27 protein-coding genes are annotated in these 22,769 nt (G+C 70.8%); 10 read left to right on the top strand and 17 right to left on the bottom strand.

Annotated features, from left to right (window positions below):
* Positions 1 to 33: 33 nt before the first annotated feature.
* The gene (locus V6N00_RS08585; RefSeq protein WP_334231676.1) at positions 34 to 771 is read right to left on the bottom strand and encodes an MBL fold metallo-hydrolase; all 738 of its coding nucleotides are present in this window, start codon (positions 769 to 771) and stop codon (positions 34 to 36) included.
* Positions 772 to 901: 130 nt separating this feature from the next.
* Between V6N00_RS08585 and V6N00_RS08580 the strand changes: the two genes are divergently transcribed.
* Positions 902 to 1,177 carry a hypothetical protein gene (locus V6N00_RS08580; protein ID WP_334231675.1) on the top strand — a complete coding sequence of 92 codons (276 nt, stop codon included), beginning with the start codon at positions 902 to 904 and terminating at the stop codon, positions 1,175 to 1,177.
* Positions 1,178 to 1,214: 37 nt separating this feature from the next.
* On the opposite strand, the gene V6N00_RS08575 is transcribed toward V6N00_RS08580, so the two are convergent.
* Positions 1,215 to 2,054 carry an SDR family NAD(P)-dependent oxidoreductase gene (locus tag V6N00_RS08575; protein ID WP_334231674.1) on the bottom strand — a complete coding sequence of 280 codons (840 nt, stop codon included), beginning with the start codon at positions 2,052 to 2,054 and terminating at the stop codon, positions 1,215 to 1,217.
* Positions 2,055 to 2,161: 107 nt separating this feature from the next.
* On the opposite strand from V6N00_RS08575, the gene V6N00_RS08570 reads away from it, so the two are divergent.
* Positions 2,162 to 2,728 (top strand): GNAT family N-acetyltransferase, encoded by a 567-nt coding sequence (locus V6N00_RS08570; RefSeq protein WP_334231673.1) that lies wholly within the window; start codon positions 2,162 to 2,164, stop codon positions 2,726 to 2,728.
* A gap of 187 nt (positions 2,729 to 2,915) precedes the next feature.
* Here the strand turns inward: V6N00_RS08570 and V6N00_RS08565 are convergent, their stop codons facing one another.
* Positions 2,916 to 3,683, bottom strand: coding sequence for a PIG-L deacetylase family protein (locus V6N00_RS08565; RefSeq protein WP_334231672.1), 768 nt, complete (start codon positions 3,681 to 3,683; stop codon positions 2,916 to 2,918).
* A gap of 213 nt (positions 3,684 to 3,896) precedes the next feature.
* Here V6N00_RS08565 and V6N00_RS08560 point away from each other — a divergent pair, with 213 nt between their 5' ends.
* Positions 3,897 to 4,718 carry an SDR family NAD(P)-dependent oxidoreductase gene (locus V6N00_RS08560; protein ID WP_334231671.1) on the top strand — a complete coding sequence of 274 codons (822 nt, stop codon included), beginning with the start codon at positions 3,897 to 3,899 and terminating at the stop codon, positions 4,716 to 4,718.
* A gap of 47 nt (positions 4,719 to 4,765) precedes the next feature.
* Here V6N00_RS08560 and V6N00_RS08555 read toward each other — a convergent pair whose 3' ends face one another.
* The 6 genes from V6N00_RS08555 to V6N00_RS08530 form a co-directional block, all read right to left on the bottom strand.
* Positions 4,766 to 5,356: a TetR/AcrR family transcriptional regulator gene (locus V6N00_RS08555; RefSeq protein ID WP_334231670.1), complete on the bottom strand. Its 591-nt coding sequence runs from the start codon at positions 5,354 to 5,356 to the stop codon at positions 4,766 to 4,768.
* A 30-nt stretch (positions 5,357 to 5,386) separates the two neighbouring features.
* The gene (locus V6N00_RS08550; protein WP_334231669.1) at positions 5,387 to 5,719 is read right to left on the bottom strand and encodes a hypothetical protein; all 333 of its coding nucleotides are present in this window, start codon (positions 5,717 to 5,719) and stop codon (positions 5,387 to 5,389) included.
* Between the two features lie 81 nt (positions 5,720 to 5,800).
* The gene (locus V6N00_RS08545; protein WP_334231668.1) at positions 5,801 to 6,913 is read right to left on the bottom strand and encodes a Gfo/Idh/MocA family protein; all 1,113 of its coding nucleotides are present in this window, start codon (positions 6,911 to 6,913) and stop codon (positions 5,801 to 5,803) included.
* The gene (locus tag V6N00_RS08540) at positions 6,913 to 7,185 is read right to left on the bottom strand and encodes a DUF2277 domain-containing protein (protein WP_334231667.1); all 273 of its coding nucleotides are present in this window, start codon (positions 7,183 to 7,185) and stop codon (positions 6,913 to 6,915) included. The genes V6N00_RS08545 and V6N00_RS08540 overlap by 1 nt, the downstream gene beginning before the upstream one ends.
* Before the next feature lie 97 nt (positions 7,186 to 7,282).
* Positions 7,283 to 7,876: a dihydrofolate reductase family protein gene (locus V6N00_RS08535; RefSeq protein WP_334231666.1), complete on the bottom strand. Its 594-nt coding sequence runs from the start codon at positions 7,874 to 7,876 to the stop codon at positions 7,283 to 7,285.
* Positions 7,877 to 7,962: 86 nt separating this feature from the next.
* The gene (locus V6N00_RS08530; protein WP_334231665.1) at positions 7,963 to 8,970 is read right to left on the bottom strand and encodes a GNAT family N-acetyltransferase; all 1,008 of its coding nucleotides are present in this window, start codon (positions 8,968 to 8,970) and stop codon (positions 7,963 to 7,965) included.
* A gap of 82 nt (positions 8,971 to 9,052) precedes the next feature.
* Here V6N00_RS08530 and V6N00_RS08525 point away from each other — a divergent pair, with 82 nt between their 5' ends.
* Together V6N00_RS08525 and V6N00_RS08520 are read left to right on the top strand one after the other, a co-directional pair.
* On the top strand, positions 9,053 to 9,610 hold the full coding sequence (locus V6N00_RS08525; protein WP_334231664.1) for a DUF3054 domain-containing protein: 558 nt from the start codon (positions 9,053 to 9,055) through the stop codon (positions 9,608 to 9,610).
* Positions 9,607 to 9,885, top strand: coding sequence for an Lrp/AsnC family transcriptional regulator (locus V6N00_RS08520; RefSeq protein ID WP_076693188.1), 279 nt, complete (start codon positions 9,607 to 9,609; stop codon positions 9,883 to 9,885). Before V6N00_RS08525 ends, V6N00_RS08520 begins: the two co-directional genes overlap by 4 nt.
* Before the next feature lie 77 nt (positions 9,886 to 9,962).
* Here the strand turns inward: V6N00_RS08520 and trpD are convergent, their stop codons facing one another.
* Positions 9,963 to 11,060: an anthranilate phosphoribosyltransferase gene (gene trpD / locus V6N00_RS08515; protein WP_416385056.1), complete on the bottom strand. Its 1,098-nt coding sequence runs from the start codon at positions 11,058 to 11,060 to the stop codon at positions 9,963 to 9,965.
* A gap of 190 nt (positions 11,061 to 11,250) precedes the next feature.
* On the opposite strand from trpD, the gene ctaE reads away from it, so the two are divergent.
* The 4 genes from ctaE to qcrB all read left to right on the top strand — a co-directional run bounded on the left by ctaE (position 11,251) and on the right by qcrB (position 15,636).
* Entirely contained in the window at positions 11,251 to 11,889 is a 639-nt protein-coding gene (ctaE, locus tag V6N00_RS08510) for an aa3-type cytochrome oxidase subunit III (protein WP_334231663.1), read from the top strand.
* 148 nt (positions 11,890 to 12,037) lie between these two features.
* The gene (qcrC, locus tag V6N00_RS08505; RefSeq protein WP_334231662.1) at positions 12,038 to 12,835 is read left to right on the top strand and encodes a cytochrome bc1 complex diheme cytochrome c subunit; all 798 of its coding nucleotides are present in this window, start codon (positions 12,038 to 12,040) and stop codon (positions 12,833 to 12,835) included.
* Between the two features lie 90 nt (positions 12,836 to 12,925).
* A complete protein-coding gene (gene qcrA / locus V6N00_RS08500) occupies positions 12,926 to 13,954 on the top strand; it encodes a cytochrome bc1 complex Rieske iron-sulfur subunit (protein ID WP_334231661.1) in 1,029 nt (342 codons plus the stop codon).
* Entirely contained in the window at positions 13,954 to 15,636 is a 1,683-nt protein-coding gene (qcrB, locus tag V6N00_RS08495) for a cytochrome bc1 complex cytochrome b subunit (RefSeq protein WP_416385055.1), read from the top strand. The genes qcrA and qcrB overlap by 1 nt, the downstream gene beginning before the upstream one ends.
* Positions 15,637 to 15,747: 111 nt before the next feature.
* On the opposite strand, the gene V6N00_RS08490 is transcribed toward qcrB, so the two are convergent.
* Positions 15,748 to 16,191 (bottom strand): MarR family winged helix-turn-helix transcriptional regulator, encoded by a 444-nt coding sequence (locus V6N00_RS08490; protein WP_334231660.1) that lies wholly within the window; start codon positions 16,189 to 16,191, stop codon positions 15,748 to 15,750.
* 61 nt (positions 16,192 to 16,252) lie between these two features.
* Between V6N00_RS08490 and V6N00_RS08485 the strand changes: the two genes are divergently transcribed.
* Positions 16,253 to 16,621, top strand: a complete 369-nt coding sequence (locus V6N00_RS08485; RefSeq protein WP_334231659.1) for a VOC family protein — start codon at positions 16,253 to 16,255, stop codon at positions 16,619 to 16,621.
* Between the two features lie 49 nt (positions 16,622 to 16,670).
* Here V6N00_RS08485 and V6N00_RS08480 read toward each other — a convergent pair whose 3' ends face one another.
* From V6N00_RS08480 to V6N00_RS08455, 6 genes are all read right to left on the bottom strand, one after another.
* The gene (locus V6N00_RS08480; RefSeq protein ID WP_334231658.1) at positions 16,671 to 17,405 is read right to left on the bottom strand and encodes a GntR family transcriptional regulator; all 735 of its coding nucleotides are present in this window, start codon (positions 17,403 to 17,405) and stop codon (positions 16,671 to 16,673) included.
* 136 nt (positions 17,406 to 17,541) lie between these two features.
* Positions 17,542 to 17,943, bottom strand: a complete 402-nt coding sequence (locus tag V6N00_RS08475) for a cytochrome c oxidase subunit 4 (protein WP_334231657.1) — start codon at positions 17,941 to 17,943, stop codon at positions 17,542 to 17,544.
* 3 nt (positions 17,944 to 17,946) lie between these two features.
* Positions 17,947 to 19,668, bottom strand: coding sequence for an aa3-type cytochrome oxidase subunit I (gene ctaD, locus V6N00_RS08470; RefSeq protein ID WP_334231656.1), 1,722 nt, complete (start codon positions 19,666 to 19,668; stop codon positions 17,947 to 17,949).
* A 7-nt stretch (positions 19,669 to 19,675) separates the two neighbouring features.
* Entirely contained in the window at positions 19,676 to 20,545 is an 870-nt protein-coding gene (gene ctaC / locus V6N00_RS08465; protein ID WP_334231655.1) for an aa3-type cytochrome oxidase subunit II, read from the bottom strand.
* A 215-nt stretch (positions 20,546 to 20,760) separates the two neighbouring features.
* Positions 20,761 to 21,132, bottom strand: a complete 372-nt coding sequence (locus V6N00_RS08460) for a HesB/IscA family protein (RefSeq protein WP_334231654.1) — start codon at positions 21,130 to 21,132, stop codon at positions 20,761 to 20,763.
* Between the two features lie 144 nt (positions 21,133 to 21,276).
* Complete coding sequence (locus V6N00_RS08455) at positions 21,277 to 22,677, bottom strand: dipeptidase (RefSeq protein WP_334231653.1); 1,401 nt, start codon at positions 22,675 to 22,677, stop codon at positions 21,277 to 21,279.
* Positions 22,678 to 22,769 lie beyond the last annotated feature (92 nt).

Below are 22,769 nucleotides of genomic sequence, written 5' to 3'. Positions count from 1 at the left end.
CGGACCGTGCGCGACCGAGTGTGGATGCGTCGCTCAGAGGCGCGCGGGGTCCGCACCCATCGCCGGCCCGTGCCCGGGCAGCACCGTGACCTGACCCAGCTCGGCGAGGCTCCGCCGCGCGGCGTCGGCCGCGGGCCGGTCGTGGTCGAACACGGCGTGGATCGGCTGGACGTGTGGGGAGCCGCCGCCGTTGAGTGCGTGCGCGGTGATCAGTGCGTCGCCCGTGGCGAGGGCGTCACCGGCGAGCCGGTAGGCGGTGTGCCCCGGCGTGTGGCCCGGTGTCGGCACCGGCTGCGGTCGGCCGGGAAGGTCCGCCAACCGGGTGCTCGACGCCTCGCCGTCGGTGGTGATGGCGTTCGGGGTGAGTCCGCCGGCCCGGACGGCGCGTGCGGTCCAGGCCAGCACCCGCGGCCGCCACAGCAGCGGCACCAGCTGGGGCAGGGCGACCTGGAACTGCTCCTCGCCGCGAACGGCGGCACGCTCCTGCGCGGCGGCGAGCACGGGGACGCCGTACTCCACGGACAGGTGCCGCGCTCCCCCGGTGTGGTCGACGTGCGCGTGCGTGAGCACGACGGCCGCCGCCTGCGCCGGATCGAGACCCAGCGTGCGGACGGAGGCCAGGACCGCCGCGGTGTCCCGCGTGTAGCCGCTGTCCAGCAGGGTGAACTCGCGCCCGTCCCGCAGCACGATCCAGTTCGACGCGGGCCCCTGGACGAAGAAGACGCCGTCGGCGACCTCGCGGGGCGTCGGCGTGGTGCGGCCTGCGGTCATGGTGTCCTCCTGGTCGGTCGGCTCGTCCCCACCGTCTCACGCGACAGGCACCCGTCCCTGGACGGCAGCGCCGGCGCGGCACACGCTGATCGAGACGGATCACGTCGAGCATCCCGAGGCAGGAGCATCCATGAGCGGCGCGAGCGAGGGGACCCGACGCGTGCAGTACTTCAACGCCAACTGGACCGGCGCCGACGAGTTCGACCTGCTCGTCGGCACGGATGACGGCGAGCGGCACGTCATCACCACCAGCGCGGCCGCCTTCGGCGCCCTGGCCGCCACGGTGCGCGACGGCGTCACCTACCTGTTCGACCCGGAGGCACGGACGCTGATCATCGCCAATCTCGTCGGTCGGTGGATCCCCGAGGACTGGACGCCGGGCGCCACCGAGCACGACGTGATGTGAGGGCGTCCCTACCAGGACCCTGGGCGAGTGTCGCGAGTCAGCTCCGCAGGTAGGACGCGCCGTTGAGGTCGACGATCGTCCCGGATGCCCAGACGGACGCGGGATCGGCGAGGTTGGCGATGGCGTGCGCGATCTCCTCGGCGCGGGCGACCCGGCCGAACGGGCTCTGCGCGGCGACGCCCTCCCCCGCCAGTCCGCGCAACCGCTCGGCGGTCCGTTCCGTCGCCGTGAAGCCGGGCGCCACCGACGTGACGCCGATGCCGTGAGGTGCGAGGGCGACCGCCAGTGATTGGCCGAGCGCGTGCAGTGCGGCCTTGGTCGCGGCGTAGGCCGGGTGGTCCGGCTCGCCGCGGAACGCGCCACGGGACCCGACGTTGACGATGCTCGCGGCGTGGCCGTCCTCGATCGCGTGGCGGGCGAACCAGAAGCTGACGTCGGAGGCGGCGCGCAGGTTGACGTCGATCATCGTGCCGAACGCGGCCGACCACGCGGCGAACGAACTCGTTGCGGGGTGGTGGCGGTTCTCCGGGCCGGTGGCGATCGCGGCGTTGTTGACGAGGACGCCGACCGGCCCGAGCGCCGCGGCCGCCTCGCTGACGATCCGCTCGGCCTCACCCGGTTCGGTCAGGTCGGCGACGACGAGCACGTGCCCGTCCCCGGGCAGGGCGTCGAGCGTCGCCCGCGCCCCGTCGACGTTGTGCGCGGCGTGCACCGCCACCCGGTGCCCGCGCTCGGCGAGGGCGACGCAGGTCGCGCGGCCGATCCCGCCGGACGCGCCGGTCACCAGCGCCGTCGGCGGCTGGTCGGCGAGCTGCTGACCGGCACTGGATCGGTCGGAGTCGGATCGGTCGGAGAAGGCGTGCTGCGCGTCGTCCACCCGCTCACCCTACGGGCGGTCGAGAACGAGCCATGCGACCGCCCGTCCGCAGTATTCTCGACCCACCACATCGAGCGGCCGTCGTGCCGGCGTCGGAAGGTGACCTCATGGCCTGGACGATCCGCGAGCTGGACGCCTCCACGTGGGACGGCTTCGCCGACCTGGTCGAACGCAACCACGGCATCTTCGGCGGCTGCTGGTGCATCGGCTTCCACCTCGACAGCAGGCAGCGCGGGCTGGACCACCGGGCCGCGAAGGAAAAACGGGTGCGCACCGACCGGGCGCACGCGGCGCTCGTGATCGACGACGACGGCGCCGTGCAGGGGTGGGCCCAGTTCGGCAGCCCCCGCGAGCTGCCCGGCATCAAGCACCGGCGGGAGTACCTCAAGGACGCTCCGCCCGTGCCGGACTGGCGTATCACCTGCGTCTACGTGGACCCGAAGCACCGCGGTCTCGGCGTCGCCCGTGCCGGGGTCGAGGGCGCCCTGGACGCCATCACCTCCCGCGGAGGCGGCCGGGTGGAGGCGATCCCCGAGGTCACCGCCGGTCGCGAGGCACAGGGTCGCTTCCTGTTCAGCGGCACCGTCGAACTGTTCGAGAGCCTCGGCTTCGCCCGGGTGCGTCAGGTGGGCAAGCACGCCTGGATCGTCGCGCGGACACTCGACGTGGTCTGAGTTCGCGCCTGAGCCCGGCAGCAGTGGTCCGCGGCGGCGTCGACCCGACCACGCGGCCGACCAGCGAGTCCGGTCCCACTACATGCCGCGCCGGATCGGGATGCGGCGTCAGATCCCCGAGAACGCGGGCGTGTCCCGAGACCGGCTCGGGCACGACACCCCGCACGAGCGGCCGGCGGTAGTCGGCTCAGGACGCGGCGGTCTCCTCACGCCCGCCGATGCCGCCGATACCCCCGAGGTCGTGGACCCGGAACAGCACGGCGTGCTCGGTGCCGAGCGCCGCACCGCCCTGGCGCAGCATCTCGGGGATGAACTCCTCCGGCGCCGGATGATTGGTCACGTGGGCCAGGTAGGCCTCGTGGCTGCGCAAGGACGCGACGCTGGCCTGCACGGCCTCGTCGTCGACGGCGAGGCCGTGTGTGGGCGTCTCGTGTCCGGAGATGAGCAGCGCCGTCGCGTGCCAGGGCGCGAGGCCCTCCTCCTCCGCGAGCTCCCGGAACACCCACGGGTTGTCCGCGTCTCGCACCGCATCCACGGTGGCCAGGCCGGCGGCCCGGTGGTCCGCCTGGTTGAGCATCCCCCACGCCTCGACGTCGAACACCCCGCCGATGACGGCGTCGGGCCGCACCTGCCGGATCACGCGGGCGATGTCACGGCGTAGGTCGAGTCCGTACTCGAGCATGCCGTCCGGCCGCCCGAGGATCCGCAGATCGGTGACGCCGACCGCCGCGCAGGCGCGGCGCTGTTCGTGCTCGCGCAACGGAGCGACGACCTCCGGCGGCTCCGCCATCCCGGCCTCGCCGGCGGTCAGCAGCAGGTACACGACCTCGACGCCGCGGCGTGTCCAGGTGGTGACGGCCGCCGAGGTGCCGTACTCCATGTCGTCCGGGTGAGCGACCACGCACAGCACCCGGGTCCAGTCGGCGTCGGGCAGGGGGCTGAGCGATTCGGACACGGTGCCTCCAGGGTCGGAGCGGTGATCAGAAGCGGTGATCGGGTCAAGGGTCAGTCCCCACGGTAGTCGGCAGCGGATCACTCGACTGTCAACTTAGTTGACACTTGGCGTCGCGGCTCGCAGACTCGACTCACGGCGTCCGCGGGACGCCGATTCCGTTCCGCCCGGGCGCGACGACCCGCCGCTCCGGGCTCCCCTGTCGAGAGGACCACGATGACCGCGTCCGAGAACCCCCAGACCGAGATCCCGCAGGCGGCTTCGCAGCCCGTCGCCTCGTTCACCGAGCGGATCACTCCCGACCGATTCGCCGGCCAGACCGTCATCGTCACCGGCGCCGGCTCGGGCATCGGGCGGGCGACTGCGTCCCGCATCGCCCGGGAGGGCGGCCGGGTGGTCGCGGTCGACATCGCCGCCGACCGGCTCGAGGCCCTCGCGGCGGACCTGGCCGAGACCGACGTCGTCACGGTGGCCGGTGACATCACGAAGGCGGAGGACGTCGAGCGGATCGTCGCCGCCGCGGGTGAGCGCATCGACGGGCTCGCCAACGTCGCCGGGATCATGGACGACATGACGCCGCTGCACGAGGTCAGCGACGCCGTGTGGGAGCGGGTGTTCGCGGTCAACGTGGACGGCCTGTTCCGCCTGAGCCGTGCCGTGCTGCCGGTCATGCTGGCCGCCGGACACGGGTCCGTCGTCAACGTGGCCTCCGAGGCCGGCCTGCGCGGTTCGGCCGCCGGTCTGGCGTACACCGCCTCCAAGCACGCCGTCGTCGGCATCACAAAGAGCTCGGCGTTCCTGTACGGCACCAGCGGGATCCGGGTCAACGCGGTCGCCCCCGGGCCGGTCGCCACGAACATCCAGGCGACCTTCGCCTCGACGCTCGGGCAGCAGCGGATCGGTGCGGCCATGGCGACGCTGCCGCCGGTCGCGCAGGCCGAGCAGCTCGCCGCCTCGATCACGTTCCTGCTCAGTGACGACGGCACCAACGTCTCGGGCGCGATCCTGCCCTCGGACGGTGGCTGGTCCGCGCAGTAGCGGCGGCGTCCGATCGCCCGTGAGGCGGGCGTGCCCGGACGAGGCCGTCAGGCCGGCGTGATGAGGTCCTGCAGCACCCGGCCGTAGTGGCGGGCGAGGTCGGCGTGGTCGGCGGCGAGCAGTCGTTCGTCGCCGACCACCCACAGCGCGTAGAGCAGACCGCCGACCAGCGCCCCGGCCAGGCTCGCGCGCAGATCCCGGTCAGCCCCGGTCAGTCGGCGGCGCAGCGGCTCGACGAAGCCCGCGTCGTGGACCTCCCGGAGCCGGGTGCTCACGTCGTCGGTGTCGCTGGCTCGCAGCAGCGCCAGGAACACCCCGCGGGTGTGCTCGTCCGCGTCGAGCAGGTAGGCGATCAGCCGCGGCCCGAGGGACTCGATCGGCCCGTCGAGGACGGCCTCGAGCTCGAGGTCGAGCTGCATCGTGGCAAGGAACAGCGGCTCCTTGCCGGTGAAGTGGCGGATGACGAGGGCCGGGTCGACGGCGGCCGCGGCCGCGATGTCACGGACCGACGTCGCGGCGTAGCCCCGTTCGGCGAACAGGCGCTCGGCCGCCGTGCGGATCGCGGTACGACTGTCGCCGCGCCGGGCGCCGGCCGTGCCGGAGGCGCCGTCCGGGGCCGCGTCTGGGGTGGTGCTCATCCGGGAAGCGTAGCGGCGATCGGCCGGCGGTCATGGCTCCTGGAGGCTGCGGACGTAGGCGCAGGCGTCGTCGACCGCCGCGCGCCAGCGCGGCTCGACCGCGGCATCGATGTCCGGTCCCCCGGCCGCACCGTCGTCAGCCGTACCGTCGGCACCGTCGGAGGCGAGAGCATCGCCGTCGGCCGCACCGGGCAGGCCGACCCATTCGCGCATCCTGTGGCCGCCCAGCTCCACCAGGTCGCCCTGCCCCGCGGCGAGGATCTGCCGCACCCGAGCGGGTGGGAGCTTGACGATCAGCCGCCCGTCGCGGCCGACGAAGGCGAACACCTTGCCGTGCACCCGCAGGTCGGGAGCGTGGAACATCCGCCCCCGTGTGACCCCGGGTCCGGTCGTGACGTCGACGGCGATCCGTTCGAAGAGCTCAGCCCCCGCTCCCACGGCCGGTCACGGATTCTGCGTGATGACGGAGGTGAGGTCGTCGTCGGCCGGCTTGCGGGGCGCAGCGATCGCCCGCACCTGATCGCTGCTCAGACGACGGGACCGTTCCCGTGCCGGCAGGTCCACCGGGCGGCCCGTCGTCAGCGACTCCTCGATCGCCTTGAGGGCCAGCACGTCGAGCAGTCCCTCCTCGCCAGAGGGCTCGGGCTCGGTTCCGCTGCGAATGCAGTCCACGAAGTAGTCGATCTGGCCGGCGAACTGGTCGACCGGATCGTGGCGGTGCTCGTCGGACTCGCCGTCCGCGTCGGTCACGGTCCAGCTGATCGCGACGTCGTCACCCCACTCGTAGCAGACGGCCGACGTGATGGCACCCGCGCTCCCCGCGAGCGTGAAGTTCTGGGTCGAGGCGGTGGCGTAGGAGACCGTGAACTGGGCGACGCGCTCCCCCGGGAACGTGAGGGCCACGGCCACCGTGTCTTCGAAGTCGAAGGACCGACCGGGGGTGCGCACGCCGTGCGCGCTGACGCGGATCGGCTCGGCGCCGAACAGGGTGCGCACCTGATTGAGGGGGTACGTGCCCATGTCCGCGACCGGGCCGCCCCAGAAACCGTTGCTGCCACGGTGGTTGCGCTCGTCGATGTCCTGGGAGAAGGCGCTCGTGAAGTAGCGCGGGTCGCCGATCACGCCGTCGCGCACCGCTTCCATCAGGGCGACCGTGCCCGGTTCCTGGTGCAGCCGGTAGGCGACCATGAGGGTCGCTCCCCCGCGGCCGGCGGCGTCGATCACCGCCTGCGCGGCCTCCGCGCTGACCTCGAACGGCTTCTCGACGAGTGCGTGGATGCCCGCTTCCAGGGCCGGGACGGCGAACTCCCGGTGCCGGAACACGGGGGTCGCGACGTAGACCGCGTCGACGGTGCCCGACGCGAGCAGCTCGCCGTACTGGCTGTAGTCCCAGGCAGTGACGCCGTGCTCACGGGCCAGCTGGTCCCGCTTCTCCGGGTCACCGGACACGAGGGCGGTGAACTCCGCCTTGTCGGTGCGGCCGATGGCGGGCAGGAAGGCCTGCTGGGAGATCTGGCCTCCGCCGACGACGGCGAAGCGCAGCGGACGCTCGGCCATCAGGCGGCCCCGTAGCGCTGGGCGCTGCGGGCACGGGCCTTGGCGGCCTCGACCTCCCGGTTCTTGGGCGGGGCGCTCGTTGTGAGGTGCTCGAGCAGGTGCGCCGTGATGTGGGCGATCTCCTCGACCGCGTCGTCGAAGGCGGCCTGGTTGGCCTGCGACGGCTTGGTGCTGCCGCTGACCTTGCGCACGTACTGGAGGGCGGCGGCCCGGATCTCGTCGCTGGTCGCCGCCGGTTCGAAGTTGTGGAGTTGCCGGATGTTCCTGCACATGCCGCCAGCGTAGGCACCGCTGGTGATCGCTGTCACGGGTCGACCACCGATGCCGACGTCTCTTCCGCCGCGAGCCCGGCCGCCGTCGGCTTTGTCATCAGCCGGCGGCCGGCGGCGCGACGTCGTAGGCGAGGTAGGCGAACGTCCCGTCGGTGTCGACGCCGGTCAGGGTCAGCCGCTGCTCCAGGCGCCGGGGCAGCAGCGGCCGGCCCGCCCCGAGAGTGACGGGCGCGATGCTCACCCGCAGTTCGTCGAGGCCACCGGCGTCGTCGACCTGCCCCACGAGGTCGCCGCCACCGAGCAGCCAGACGTCCCGGTTCCCGGCCGCGGCGCGGACCGCCGGGAGGACGTCCGCGACGGCTCCGCGCACGGGCCGGATGTCCGCGCCCTCGACGGGAGGCAGGTCCTGCGAGCTGAACACCCAACACGGCGTCGTGCCGTAGACGTCGGTCCACCGCTGAGGCTGGGCGGCGAGGTCCTCGTGCCGGTGGACCCATCGGTAGGTGTTCCCGCCCATCATCATGGCGCCGACGCCGGCGAAGAAGGTGGCGAAGTCGAACCCAGGCGGGGTGCGCTCGGGATCCGGCGCCAGGCGCAGGAGCCAGCCGAGGTCGTGGTGCTCGTCGGCGAGGAAGCCGTCGAGGGTCGCGGCCGTGTAGTAGATGGTCCGGGGCGGGCGGGACGAGGCCATGCGCTCAGCGTGGCACACGCCTCCGACAGGATCGACGGCGCGGGCCGGCCCGAGCCGGGCGCCGGGTCCCCGACCACGCGGGTGCGTCAGAAGGGCAGCGCATCCACCTCGCGGGTGAACGTCGCGAAGGTCTTGATCGCGGTGAACCCCGCCGACTCGTACAGGCGCGTCGCGCCGGTGGGACTGTCGGCGTCGACGTGCAGCGTCGCCCCGGCGAAGCGCGGGCTGCCGTCCTGCCCGCGCTGCCGCGCTGCCGCGTCCAGCGACGCGGCGATGCAGGCCCGGGCGAGCCCGAGGCCCCGAGCGTCCGGCGTCGTGCCGATCAGCGCCAGGTAGAGGGGGCCGTCCTGCCAGTCCTGCGCGAGGCAGAACGAGTGCACGCGCCCGTCATCGCCCACGGCGAGGAAGGAGCAGGACGCGACGAGGCTGCGGGCCTCGGCGAAGGCCGACCACTCCGCCTCGGAGATCGCCGTCGACCCCCAGTGGTCGGCGAAGGCAGCGTTGCGCGCCTCCCGGGCGCCGGCGGAGAGCTCGGCACGGAAGGGCACGATGCGGTAGCCGGACCGGGCCGACGGCGACATGGGCTGGGCGAGGGCGTGTGCCGTCGGCTCCGGCAGGTCCCGTCCCATCTGGACGAAGTACCGGCTGAGCCGGTAGTCGCGGTGGGTCAGGAGGCGGCGGACCGGGTCCGTCGACAGCCCGCCGGGGTTGCGGAGGAGCACCGGCACACCGGGATGACGCTCGGCCGCCAGCTCCCGGGCACGGTCCTCCATCACGTCCATCAACGCCCGCCCGATCCCCTGCCCGCGCCGGTCCGGGTGCACACCGCCGCTCAGCAGCGCCACCGCCCGGCCGTCCAGCAGGTCGGAGCGAACCCGCACCTGACCGGCGGCCAGGATCCGCGGGCCGTCCCCGTCGGTCTCGCGCAGCGCCCACGTGTCCCGCGCCGGGTCGACGTCGTCCTCCGTGAGCTCCTCCGCCAGGTCCTCGGCCGAGTAGAACTCCTCGGTACCGTCGACGTGGGCCAGCACGGTGGTCAGTTCCGCCCAGGCGGGCGTGTCCGCGGGCGTCAGAGGCGTGAAGGCCGGATCCATGGCGGTGAGTCTACGGCCGGCCGTCCGGGCCCGAGCCGGATGAGCGACGCCGTCGCCGACGCGCGGCTCGTAGACTGGCAGGGTGTCCAGCACCTCCTCCGGCTCCGCCCCCAGCACGTCCTCGACCGGCCCGTCGGACGGCCCGATGCCGGCCACCACGCCCGGCCCCCGCACCGCCGACCGCCCGGCATCGACGCCGGGCTCCGACCGGTCGGGCGGACGGAAGCCCGCGACGCGCCGACCGGGGACGAGTGCCACGGGTGCCGCTGTCGCCGACGCCGTGCTCGTCCTCGTCTTCGCGGCGATCGGGCGGGCCAGCCACCAGGAGGGCGACGCCGTGCTCGGCGTCCTCACGACGGCGTGGCCGTTCCTGGCCGGCGCCGCGATCGGGTGGCTGTTGATCCGTGCGTGGCGCGCCCCGACCCGGGTGTGGCCCACCGGCGTCGTCGTCTGGGTGGCCGCCGTCGCGGGCGGCATGGTGCTGCGTGCGGTCACCGGCGCGGGGATCGCCCCGTCGTTCATCGTCGTCGCCACCATCACCCTGGCCGTGTTCCTGCTGGGCTGGCGTGCCGTCGTCGCCCTCATCCGCCGACGCTCCCGCCGGGGCGCCGGTTCGCTTCCGAAGGAGAACCTGCTGTGATCACCGCGTTCACCCACGTGTCCGTCGAGCCGGACCGCATCCCCGAGACGGCGGAGGAGATCTCCGCGATCGAGGGCATCAGCGAGGTCTACTCCGTCACGGGCGACTGGGACCTCATCGTCGTGGCGCGGGTGCGCCGGCACGAGGACCTGGAGCGCGTCATCGCGGACCGGCTCTCCAAGGTCGCCTCGATCCGCGACACCACGACGCAGATCGCCTTCCGCGCCTACTCCCAGCACGACCTCGACGCCGCCTTCGCGCTCGGCGGGGACTGACCGCACGCTCGCCGACCGGCCCTGCGATTCACAGGGCCGATCGGCAGTGTCAGATCAGCGACCGAGGAACGTGCCGGTCAGCGGCCGCGCTCGTCGCTGAAGCGCACCCAGCGCTCGAGCACCCGCGCGGCGTCCCCGTCGTCCAGGGAGCGGCGTGCCCGGTCCAGACCGGACGCCAGGCGGTCGGCCAGCGGGCCGTCGGCGGTGCGGGCGGCCGCGGTCAGGCCCGCGGCCGCGTTGAGCACGACGGCGTCGCGCACGGGACCCTGCTCGCCGGCGAGGACGGAACGGACGACGTCGGCGTTGTGCGTCGGCATGCCGCCCCGCAGGTCGTCCAGCGTCGCGCGCGGGATGCCGAGCTGCGCCTGCGGGTCCAGCACCTCCTCGGTGATGCGGCCGTCGCGCACCTCCCACACGGTCGAGGGCGCCGTGGTCGTCAGCTCGTCGAGGCCGTCGTGGCCGTGGAAGACGAGGGCGCGGTTCCCGCGGCGCGCCAGGACGCCGGCGATCAGCGGGCCGATCCGCGGGTCGGCGACGCCGATCGCGGAGGCGTCGACCCTCGCCGGGTTGGTCATCGGACCGAGGAAGTTGAACACCGTCGGCACGCCCAGGGCCTTGCGGGCGCCGGCGGCGAACCGCATCGACGGGTGGAACACCTGGGCGAAGCAGAAGGTGACGCCGACCGTGCGGGCCGCCTCGGCGACATCATCCACCGAGAGGTCCAGATTGACGCCGAGCGCCTCGAGCACGTCGGCGGTGCCGGTCGAGGACGAGGCCGCCCGATTGCCGTGCTTGACGACGGGCGTGCCGGCGCCCGCGCACACGAGGGCGGCCATCGTCGAGATGTTGACGGTGTTCTGCCGGTCTCCCCCGGTGCCCACGATGTCCAGGGCGTCCCCGCTGACGGGGAGGCGGTTGGCGTGCCCGAGCATCGCCTCGACGAGCCCAGCGAGTTCCTCGACCGTCTCGCCCTTGGCCTTGAGCGCCACGAGGAAGCCTGCGACGGCGGCGTCAGGGAGCTCACCGGACATCACCCGGTCCATGGCCCACGCGGTCTCCGCCGCCGTCAGGTCCCGGCCTGCGAGCAGCGCCGTCAGCAGCTCCGGCCACGACCGCACCGCGGACCCCTCAGGGACGGACGAGCGGGCGGACGTACGGGAGGGCTGCGGATTCACGCGTCGATCCTATCGCCGGGTCCGCGGCGAGCCCGCTCGCGGGTCGCTGGACGGACGCTGGGAGCGCATCCTAGCGCGAGCCCCTTTTCTATCCTTCGTAGACAAAATTTCTGAGGTATCGTCCCACGTCAGAGCCATGTTCGGGCGAGTTGCGTTGGTGGCTCAGGGTTTTACCAGCCATAATGGCAAGGTGACCAGTGCAACCCACGCTCCGAGCCCCCAGGCGCACCCCGCTCTCAACCGTCCGAACATGGTGTCGGTGGGGACGATCGTGTGGCTCTCCAGCGAGATCATGTTCTTCGCGGCCCTCTTCGCGATGTACTTCACGCTCCGCTCCACGTCGCCGCAGATGTGGGCCGAGGAGACCGCCAAGCTGAACGTCCCGTTCGCCCTGGCCAACACGATCGTGCTGGTCCTCAGCTCGGTGACCTGCCAGTTCGGCGTGTTCGCCGCGGAGCGCCTGCAGCCGCGGCGGACCGGCGGCCTGCTGAACGTCGCGCGGTGGGGCATGGTCGAGTGGTTCATCCTCACCTTCATCATGGGCGCGATCTTCGTCTCGGTGCAGGCCTACGAGTACACGAACCTGGTGGCCGAGCACATCTCGCTCTCCTCGAACGCGTACGGCTCGTCCTTCTACCTGACCACCGGCTTCCACGGTCTGCACGTGACCGGCGGTCTGATCGCCTTCCTCTTCATCATCGGGCGTGCCTTCATCGCCAAGCGCTTCGGCCACTTCGAAGCGACCTCCGCCGTCGTCGTCTCCTACTACTGGCACTTCGTCGACGTCGTGTGGATCGCCCTCTTCTTCATCATCTACTTCCTCAAGTAGGCGGCCTTGACGGCAGCCGGAGGTGGACGAGAATGAGACCACAGATCTCTCGACAATCGAGATACATCGCACCATCGAGACCCGCACGGACAGCGCCGAACCAGGCCCCCGTGACGACGCACGACCACGACGGAAGAGGTACGGACAGGTGAAGTCACTCGCACAACGGCGCAGGCACCCGCTCGCGGCAGTGGCGCTGCTCCTGCTGGCGCTGCTGATCACCGGAACGGTGTATGCCGCGGCGAGCTCCGCGAACACCGCCCAGGCCTCCCAGTCGAAGGAGACGTACTCGGCCGAGGACGTCACCACCGGCCAGAAGCTCTTCATCGCCAACTGCGCCACCTGCCACGGCATGGGCGCCAAGGGCAGCACCTCCGGCCCGTCCCTCGTCGGCGTCGGAGCCGCCAGCGTCGACTTCCAGGTCGGCACCGGCCGCATGCCGATGGCGATGCAGGGCCCGCAGGCACAGAAGAAGCCCGTCCAGTTCGACGACACCCAGACGCGGCAGCTGGCCGCCTACGTCGCGTCCCTGGGCGCCGGCCCGGCCGTGCCGACCGACGAGCAGCTGGACACCAGCAAGGGCGACGCCGCCAAGGGTGGCGAGGTCTTCCGCGTCAACTGCGCCATGTGCCACAACGCCGCCGCCGCCGGTGGCGCCCTGACCCGGGGCAAGTTCGCCCCGGCGCTGAAGGGTGTCTCGGAGAAGCACATCTACGAGGCCATGGTCACGGGCCCGCAGAACATGCCGGTGTTCAACAACTCCAACATCTCGCCCGACGAGAAGCGGAACCTGATCACCTTCCTCAAGACCATCGAGGCGCAGGGCTCGCCCGGCGGAGCCGACCTCGGCTCTCTCGGTCCCGTGTCCGAGGGTCTGTTCGCGTGGGTCGCTGGCCTCGGCGTCATCATCGCCTTCACCATCTGGCTGACCTCCCGGTCCTCCTGAGCACCGCCCCGGTGCGCGGGCGGCGGGAGACCCGCCCGGCGCATCGGAACCCGACACACATCAGCACCACGACGAAGAATGAGGGGGCTCATGAGCGACCGTAGCAACGGCACCCCGGGCAACTCCGGCGCAGTCGCCACGGCAGACGGCCGACCCAACGACCTGGCACACCCGGACCCGGGCCTGCCGCCGCACCGTCCGCGCCTGTCGGACACCCAGCCGCGCGCGGCGAAGCGCAGCGAACGGCAGGTGTCCCTGCTGTTCGTCGTCTCCATCATCGGGACGCTGCTGTTCTTCTTCGGCTACTTCTTCATCCGGCTCGACGACACCGTGGCCACGCTCCGGCTGCAGAACCTGCTGCTCGGGCTCGGCACGGCGTTCGCGATGTTCGGCATCGGCATCGGCGTGGTCCACTGGGCCAAGACGCTCATGCCGGACCACGAGTGGGTCGAGGAACGGCACACCATCCGTCCCGAGGCCGACCGCCGCGACGCCGAGGGCATCGTCAAGGGCATCCTCGAGGAGTCCGGCATCGCTCGCCGGCCGCTCATCCGGAACACCCTCATCGGCGCCGGTGCGCTGGCCGTGCTGCCCGCGATCGCGATCTTCCGCGACCTCGGGCCGCTGCCGGGCGACGCGCTGCGCCACACCATGTGGAACAAGGGCGTGCGCCTGACCCGCGACCCGGACGGCACCCCCATCCGGGCGGCGGACGTGCAGATCGGCTCCGTCTTCCACGTGATCCCCGAAGGCCTCAACGAGGCCGAGGACAAGCTCGAGCAGAAGGCCAAGGCCGTCGTGCTCCTGATGCGCCTGAACCCGGAGGACCTCAACCCCTCCCCCGGGCGTGAGAACTGGGGCTACGAGGGCATCGTGGCCTATTCGAAGATCTGCACCCACGTCGGTTGCCCCGTCGCGCTGTACGAGCAGCACACGCACCACCTGCTGTGCCCGTGCCACCAGTCGACGTTCGACCTGACGCAGGAGTGCAAGGTCATCTTCGGGCCGGCGTCCCATCCGCTGCCCCAACTGCCCATCATGGTCGACGACCAGGGCTACCTCGTTGCACAAAGCGACTTCCACGAGCCTGTGGGTCCGAGTTTCTGGGAGCGTGGCTGATGTCATCCACCACCACTGATCACCGCAGTACCACCTACACGGCGCCGACCGCCGTCGGACGGATGGCCGACTTCGTCGACCAGCGCGTCGGCGGCTCCGCCATGGTCAAAGAGTTCGGCCGGAAGGTCTTCCCCGACCACTGGTCGTTCATGTTCGGCGAGGTGGCGCTCTACTCGTTCGTCATCCTGCTACTCTCGGGCACCTTCCTGACGTTCTGGTTCAACCCGTCGATGGCCGAGACGCAGTACGCCGGCACGTTCGTGCCGATGAAGGGCGTCCAGATGTCCGTGGCGTACCAGTCGTCGCTGGACATCTCGTTCGACATCCGCGGCGGCCTCTTCATCCGCCAGGTGCACCACTGGGCGGCCCTGCTGTTCGTGGCGTCCAACGCGGTGCACATGCTCCGCGTCTTCTTCACCGGTGCGTTCCGCAAGCCGCGTGAGCTCAACTGGGTCGTCGGCTCCGTCCTGCTCATCCTGGGCCTGGCGGCCGGCTTCACCGGCTACTCGCTCCCGGACGACCTGCTCTCGGGCAACGGCCTGCGCATCATCGACGGCGTGATCAAGGCGATCCCGCTGGTCGGCACCTACATCTCGTTCTTCCTGTTCGGCGGCGAGTTCCCGGGGACGCACATCATCTCCCGGCTGTTCACCCTGCACATCCTGCTGATCCCGGCCGTGATCCTGTTGATGATCGCCGTCCACCTGTTCATGGTGGTGCTGCACAAGCACACGCAGTACCCCGGTCCGGGACGCAAGGAGACGAACGTCGTCGGCTACCCCGTCGGCCCGATCTACGCGGCGAAGGCCGGTGGCTTCTTCTTCATCGTCTTCGGCGTCATCGCACTGATGGCCGCGGCGTTCACGATCAACCCGATCTGGAACTACGGCCCGTACGACCCCTCCCCCGTCTCCGCCGGCACGCAGCCGGACTGGTACATCGGCTGGGTCGACGGTGCCCTGCGCCTGATGCCGGGCACCTGGCCGTGGCACTGGGAGTTCGTGCTCTTCGGGCACTGGACGCTCACGCTGAACGTGCTGCTGCCGGCCCTCGGGCCCGCGCTCATCCTGTTCACGGTCATGTTCCTCTACCCGTGGATCGAGCGCTGGGTGACAAAGGACGACCGGGAGCACCACATCCTGGACCGCCCTCGCAACGCCCCGACCCGAACGGGCATCGGCGTCGCCGGCGTCGTCTACTACTGCGTGCTGTGGGCCGCGGCGAGCTCCGACCTCATCGCCACCCACTTCCACGTGGCCCTGAACGACGTCACGTACTGGCTGCGGGCGTTGTTCTTCATCGGCCCGATCCTCGGCTTCATCATCGCCCGCCGCATCGCCCTGGCTCTGCAGCGCAAGGACCGCGAGATCGCGCTGCACGGTCGGGAGACCGGCCGCATCGTGCGACTGCCCCACGGCGAGTTCATCGAGGTGCACGAGCCCGTCGACCGCTACCGCCTGTACCGGATGATCAACTTCGACTCCCCCGAGGTGCTGGAGGCGCGTCCGGGTCGCAACGGCAAGGTCTCCGGTGCCGAGCGGGTCCGTGGCCGGCTGTCGCGGTTCTTCTTCGAGGACCGGGTCGCACCCGTCACGCCGGCCGAGCTCGAGGCGGCGCACTCCCACGGGGGCCACGACGAGATCGAGACCGCTGAGTCGGAGCGGGCCAGCATCGGCCACTGAGTTCCGGCTCTCCGGTCACGGGGCCGGCAGGACATCGTCCTGCCGGCCCCGTGGCATGTCAGGGATCGCCACGCGCACGGGCGCTGAACGGCCCGGTCTCCCCCGTCGACCTCAGGCGCGCAGCGACCGTACCATGCTCCGCAGCACCCGCAGCGCGACAGCCTGCTCGTCGTCGGAGAGCCCGGCCAGCATCCGCAGCTCGACGGACCGCACCGCCGCCGTCGCCTGCTCCAGGCTCTGTCTGCCGCGCGCGGTGAGGCGGGCTGGCAGCGCCTTGCCAACCGGTGCCTCGGCCGGCCTGGTGACCACGCCGTCCCGCTCGAGGGACTGCAGCAGGACGTTCATCGACTGCCGCGTGACAAACGCACCGCGGGCGAGCTCGGAGTTGGACAGGCCGGGCCTCTGGGCCAGCAGCTCGAGGCACGAGTAGTGGGTCACGGTCATCCCCAGGGGCCGCAGCACCTCGTCCATGGCGGACCGCAGTGCGTTGGAGGCCTCCTTGAGCAGATAGCCCAGCGACGTCTCGAGGTCGACACCCTCAGCCTTGTGCTTCATGTCAGCATTCTGACATACTGATGCGTGTCAGATTCCTGACACTGACCGGGAGGAGCACACCATGCCCGTCACCGGACCCGACTTCATCTCCCTCCAGGCACGCGACCTGGAGGCGTCCAGAGCGTTCTACGAGCGCTACCTCGGCCTCGTGCGCTCCCCGGCCGGGCCGCCGCACGCCGTCGTCTTCACGACCACGCCGATCGCCTTCGCTCTCCGCGACGTCGTCGCGGGCACCGATCTCGACGGTGCCGCGCAGCCGGGGATCGGCGCGGCGATCTGGCTGCACGCCACGGACGTGCAGGAGATCCACGACGCCCTGGCCGCGGACGGCCACACGATCGTCGCGGCGCCCGTCGACGGCCCGTTCGGCCGCACGTTCACCTTCGCCGACCCCGACGGCTACCTCATCACGCTGCACGACCGCGCCTGAGCGCGGACAGGACGCGATCAGGACGCGGCCAGGAGGCCTGTGAGCGGCCTCAGCGACCCCGGAGCACCGGGCGGTGCTGCTGGGCGCGACGAGGGCGCTGCAGGGGCACGGAGAGCCGGTAGCGGTCCGCCCGGTAGTAGGAGACGGAGAAGTCCACGATGACGCGGCCGACGTAGGCCCGCCGCTCGATCTTCAGCAGCGGATCCCGGGCGTCGATCGTCAGCAGGCGCGCCAGCGACGGCGTCGCGGACGTCGCCTCGATGGTGTCCTCGCCCCAGTCGATCACGAGCCCGTACTCCTCGCTGAGATAGCGGTAGAGCGACGGCGGCGGGGACGCCTTGGCCATGCCGGGCACGTGCTGCGGCACGAGGAAGTTCTCGTCGACGCTCATCGGCTGCCCGTCCGCATAGAACAGGCGCCGGTATCGCAGCACGGCGTCCCCCGGCTCGAGCCGCAGCTGACGGGCCACATGGTCCGACGCGGCCACCGCACCGAAATCCAGCACGGTGGCCGTCGGGATCATGCCACGGCGCGTCATCTCCTCGGTGTACGAGGTCAGCTGGACGTGGATGTTCCGCTTCGGATAGGCGACGAAGGTGCCGACCCCCACGAGCCGGTCGATCAGCCCCTCGGTGGCCAGCTCGTCGAGCGCCCGCCGCACCGTCATCCGGGCGACACCGAACCGGATCGCGAGCTCCCGCTCCGGCGGCAGACCGTCCCCCGGCTCCAGGACGCCGAGCACGTCCTCGCGCAGATGCGCCAGCACGCGTCGGTACCCCGTCATCCCCTCGTGCACAGCTCCCCTCTCACCCGGCGTCACCGCCGGTCCTGCCGACGACGTCGCCGGTAACGGTCGCGGACACGCGAGAGGCCCGGCGCGGTCACCCGCCCGGGCCTCTCGTCACGTCCTTCGCGGAACGTCAGTGTGCGTGATCACCGCGGCTGTACTCGAACACCCAGCCGACCAGGCCGATGACGGCGAAGCCGACGCCGATGAAGACGATCCACCAGCCGACCGCCATGCCGAGCATCATGGCCGCGCAGGCCAGCGCCAGGGTCAGCGGCCACCAGCTCCACGGGCTGAAGAAGCCCTGCTCGCCGGCGCCCTCGTGGATCTCACCGTCGGTGCGGTCCTCAGGCCGGAATCCGACCCGCCGGCCGGTGTACCAGAGGTACAGGCCGATCATGGCGGCGAGTGCGGCCACGAGCCAGATCCCGAGGAACCCGACGGGCTCCATCCAGTGGGTCATGAAGCCGTAGACGGTACCCACCACGATGAAGAACGGCACCATGAACAGGAAGAGTTTGGTCTCGACGCGCATGGGTCAGCGTTCTCCTCGGTCAGCAGGGCCGAACACCGCGGCGCTGGCATTCGGCGGAGCGGAGTGCGCCGCCAGTTCGGGGTGGTGCAGGTCGAGAGCCGGGCGCTCGGAGCGGATCCGCGGCAGGGACGTGAAGTTGTGCCGCGGCGGGGGGCAGGACGTGGCCCACTCGAGCGAGCCGCCGAAGCCCCACGGGTCGTCGACCATGACCTTCTCCTTGCGGCGCCAGGTGCTGTACACGTTCCAGAAGAACGGCAGCAGGGAGGCGCCGAGGACGAACGAAGAGACCGTCGAGATCTGGTTCATCCAGGTGAAGTTGTCCTCGGGCAGGTAGTCCGCGTACCGCCGCGGCATGCCGACGACGCCCAGCCAGTGCTGGATGAGGAAGGTGCCGTGGAAGCCGAGGAACAGCATCCAGAAGTGGACCTTGCCGAGGCGCTCGTTGAGCATCGACCCGGTAAACTTCGGCCACCAGAAGTAGAAGCCGGCGAACATGGCGAACACGACCGTGCCGAACACGACGTAGTGGAAGTGCGCGACCACGAAGTACGTGTCGGAGACGTGGAAGTCCAGCGGCGGGGCCGCCAGGATGATGCCGGTCAGGCCGCCGAACAGGAAGGTGATCAGGAAGCCGATCGACCACAGCATCGGCGTCTCGAAGGTCACCGACCCGCGGAACAGCGTGCCGATCCAGTTGAAGAACTTCACGCCCGTCGGCACCGCGATGAGCATCGTCATGAAGGCGAAGAACGGCAGCATGACCGAGCCGGTCACGTACATGTGGTGCGCCCACACGGTCACGGACAGCGCGGCAATCGCGATGGTCGCGAACACGAGGCCCTTGTAGCCGAAGATCGGCTTGCGGGAGAACACCGGGAAGATCTCGGTCACGATGCCGAAGAACGGCAGCGCGATGATGTACACCTCGGGGTGGCCGAAGAACCAGAACAGGTGCTGCCAGAGGATGGCGCCACCGTTGGCCGGGTCGAAGATGTGCGCACCGAACCGGCGGTCCGCACCGAGGGCGAACAGCGCGGCGGCCAGCGGCGGGAACGCCATCAGCACGAGCATCGACGTCACCAGGGCGTTCCAGGTGAAGATCGGCATGCGCCACATGGTCATGCCGGGGGCGCGCATGCAGATGATCGTCGTGATGAAGTTGACGGCGCCGAGGATGGTGCCGAAGCCGGAGAGCGCGAGGCCGAACACCCAGAGGTCACCACCCACACCGGGCGAGAACGTCGTGTTCGACAACGGAGCGTAGGCGAACCAGCCGAACGACGCGGCACCCTGCGGGGTGATGTAGCCGGCGACGGCGATGGAGGAGCCGAACAGGTAGAACCAGAAGGCCAGCGCGTTCAACCGCGGGAAGGCGACGTCCGGGGCACCGATCTGCAGCGGCATGATGACGTTGGTGAAGCCGGCGAACAGCGGCGTCGCGAACATCAGCAGCATGATCGTGCCGTGCATCGTGAACAGCTGGTTGTACTGGTCCTTCGTCTGAAGGATCTGCATGCCGGGCTCGAAGAGCTCCGAGCGGATCAGCAGTGCCATGACGCCGCCGATGCAGAAGAAGATGAACGAGCCGATCAGGTACATGTACCCGATGGTCTTGTGGTCCGTGCTGGTCAGCCAGCTGACCACGATCCGTCCCTTGGACCGGGGCACCACCCGCGGCGCTGCAGAGACGGCCGAATCCTCAGCGGTGTAGTCGTAAGTCGACACGATTTCCTCAGCCTTCCGACACTGCGTTGGGGGTCAGGTCCGCGTTGCGGTCGTAGTCCTTGCCGATCTGGCCGCTGTGCCCGCCATCACGCAGCTGCTGCATGTGCTGGTCGAACTCGGCCTGGCTGACCACCTTGACGTTGAAGAGCATCTCCGAGTGGTACTCGCCGCACAGCTCGGTGCACTTGCCGTCGAACTGACCCTCCTTCTGCGGAGTGATCGTCAGATAGTTGGTCTTGCCGGGAATCATGTCCATCTTCTCGAGGAACGCAGGAACCCAGAAGGAGTGGATGACGTCGCGGGCGTTGAGCTGGAACTCGACGGTCTTGTTCACCGGCAGGTACAGGGTGGGCAGACGGTCCTTCGCGCCGGGCTGCCCGTCCAGGTGCGCCTGGGTGCCCGAGTCGTAGGTGTTCTGCTGGACGTAGTTGAAGTCCCAGGACCATTGCTTGGCGCGGACGTCGACGACGAGGTCCGGGTGGTCGCTGCGCTGCAGGATGTTCGTCTGCGCGACGTCCGTGAAGTAGAAGAGCACGAACACCATGGCCAGCGGCACGAAAGTGTAGAAGATCTCGATCGGCAGGTTGTAGCTCAGCTGCCGGGGGTAGCCCTTGTCGGTCTTGCGGCGGCGGTAGGCGATGATGCACCACAGGATCAGGCCCCACACCAGCAGACCGACGGCCAGCGCCGCGATCCACGAGTTGATCCAGAGATCCCAGATGTAGTGCGAGCGGTCCGTGATGTCCCGCTCGGACGGCAGCCAGCCGTTGCTGGCCTGACTGGTGCAACCGGACAGCAGCACGACCGCTGCTGTCCCGATGGCCACCGCCCCGGCGAGACGGAACCGGCGCCCGCCGTTGGGTTTCCGCGAAGTCACGAAACGGCCCTTCCTCTTCGGTACGAGATGCGGTGCCTGCCGTTCCGCTCCGTCTTTCGACGGTGCCCCGGGAACGTCACCGCTTTACTACTCCTTGTAGAGCCTACCGCCAGATCGGGTTCCCCGCCCCCACCCCGGGCCGCGTGGCGGGCACCGGTGCAGAGGTCTGATCAGCGGCGGAGCCCGGCGGGTCGACCGCCGGGCTCCGGGTGCTCCTAGTGGAACGAATCGCCGCAGGCGCAGGAGCCGGCAGCGTTCGGGTTGTCGATGGTGAAGCCCTGCTTCGCGATCGTGTCCTCGAAGTCGATGCTCGCACCAGCCAGGTACGGCACGCTCATCTTGTCGACGACGACCTGGACCCCGTCGTACCCGCGGACGGCGTCGCCGTCCAGGATCCGCTCGTCGAAGTAGAGCTGGTAGATCAGACCCGAGCAGCCGCCCGGCTGCACCGCGATGCGCAGCCGCAGGTCGGTGCGTCCTTCCTGCTCGAGCAGGCTGGCGACCTTCTGCGCGGCGACGTCGCTGAGGTTGACGTCATGGGTGGGCAGGTCTGCGGTGTCCACGGTCTCGGTGGTCGATGCGCTCACGGTGAGTCCTCTCTGTGCTGACCGGGCTCGGCACGCGTGTTCTCGCGCCCGGCGCCCGACGGCGTGGTTCCATCGTACGTCGTCACCGCAGCCGTCCGGCAGCAGGTGACGGCCCTGCCGCCGGACGGTGCGACGTGCGGATTCTCAGCGCCGCAGCCGGTGCAGCAGCAGGGCCTCGGCGACGATGGCGTTGCGGAAGTCGGCCTTGTCCATCGACTCGTTCGCGCCGTGGGCGCGCGTGTCGGGATCGATGACGCCGGTGAGCAGGATCTGCGCCTCCGGGTAGACCTCGGTCAGGTCCGCGACGAAGGGGATCGACCCGCCCATGCCGGCAGTGACGGCGGGGGTGCCCCACGCGTCGCTCAGCGACCGCAGCGCCAGCTCCGAGGCGGTGGACGTGACGTCGGCGTCGAACGCCTGGCCCCGCTCCCCCACGGCGAACTCGACCGTCGCGCCGAACGGCGCGTGGCCGGTCAGGTGCCGCTCGAGTGCCTCCATGGCCGCGTCGGGGTCCTGGCCCGGGGCCAGGCGCAGGCTCAGTTTGGCCCGCGCGGTCGGGGTGATGGTGTTCGAGGCGACGTCCACGGCGGGTGCGTCCAGGCCGATCACCGACAGCGCCGGCCGGTTCCACAGGCGCGTCGTCAGGGAGCCGGTGCCGGCCAGTTCGGTGCCCGGCAGCATCGACGCGTCGGCGCGGAAGGCCGACTCGTCGTAGTCCAGGCCCTCGGCCTCGCCCTGCACCAGGCCCTCGACGGCGACGTCGCCGTTCTCGTCGTGCAGCGTCGCGATCAGGCGGCTCAGCAAGGTCACCGCGTCCAGGACGGGGCCGCCGAACATACCCGAGTGCACGCCGTGATCCAGCACCCGCACGGTGACGGTGGCGTCGACGAGCCCACGCAGGCTCGTCGTCAGGGCCGGCACGCCCGCCTTCCAGTTCCCGGCGTCGGCGACGACGATGACGTCGGCCCGCAGCAGGTCCCGGTGCGCGTCCAGGAAGGCCCGGAACGTCGGGGATCCGGCCTCCTCCTCGCCCTCGACGAACACGGTGACGCCGACGCCGCTCTCCCCCACGGCCTGCGCGAGGGCACCGAGCGCGGCGACGTGCACCATGACGCCGCCCTTGTCGTCGGCCGCGCCACGGCCGAACAGGCGCCCGTCCCGCTCGACCATGGTGAACGGCTCGCTCTCCCACGCGTCCGGGTCGCCCGGGGGCTGCACGTCGTGGTGCGCGTACAGCAGCACGGTCGGCTGGCCGGCCGCGGCGGGGCGGGTGGCCACGACCGCGGGACCGCCGGCGCGGTCGCCGTCGTCGACGCTGAGCACCTGCGCGTCGAGCCCGAGGTCGCCGAACAGTCCGGCCACCGTGCGGGCGCTGCGCTGCAGGTTCTCCGGGTCGAAGGAGGCCCAGGCGATGCCCGGGATGCCGACGAGGCCGGCGAGGGACTCGAGCGTACCGGGCAGGTTCTCGTCGACGGCGGCGACGATGGCCGCCTCGGTGGGGTCGGAGGGCGCGGCGGGCTGAGGACGGGTGGTCGATTCGGTCATGGCGGCCAGCCTAGTTGTTGTGGGTCATGACGTTGCCGACGGTGGGGTGGGGGTGAGGAAACGGGCTCCTGGTCGGCACGATGGGAGGTGCT

Source organism: Tersicoccus mangrovi, assembly GCF_036881825.1.
Lineage (GTDB): Bacteria > Actinomycetota > Actinomycetes > Actinomycetales > Micrococcaceae > Tersicoccus > Tersicoccus mangrovi.
The sequence above is the reverse complement of the archived record's forward strand: the minus strand, read 5'-3'. Positions and strand labels throughout refer to the sequence as shown.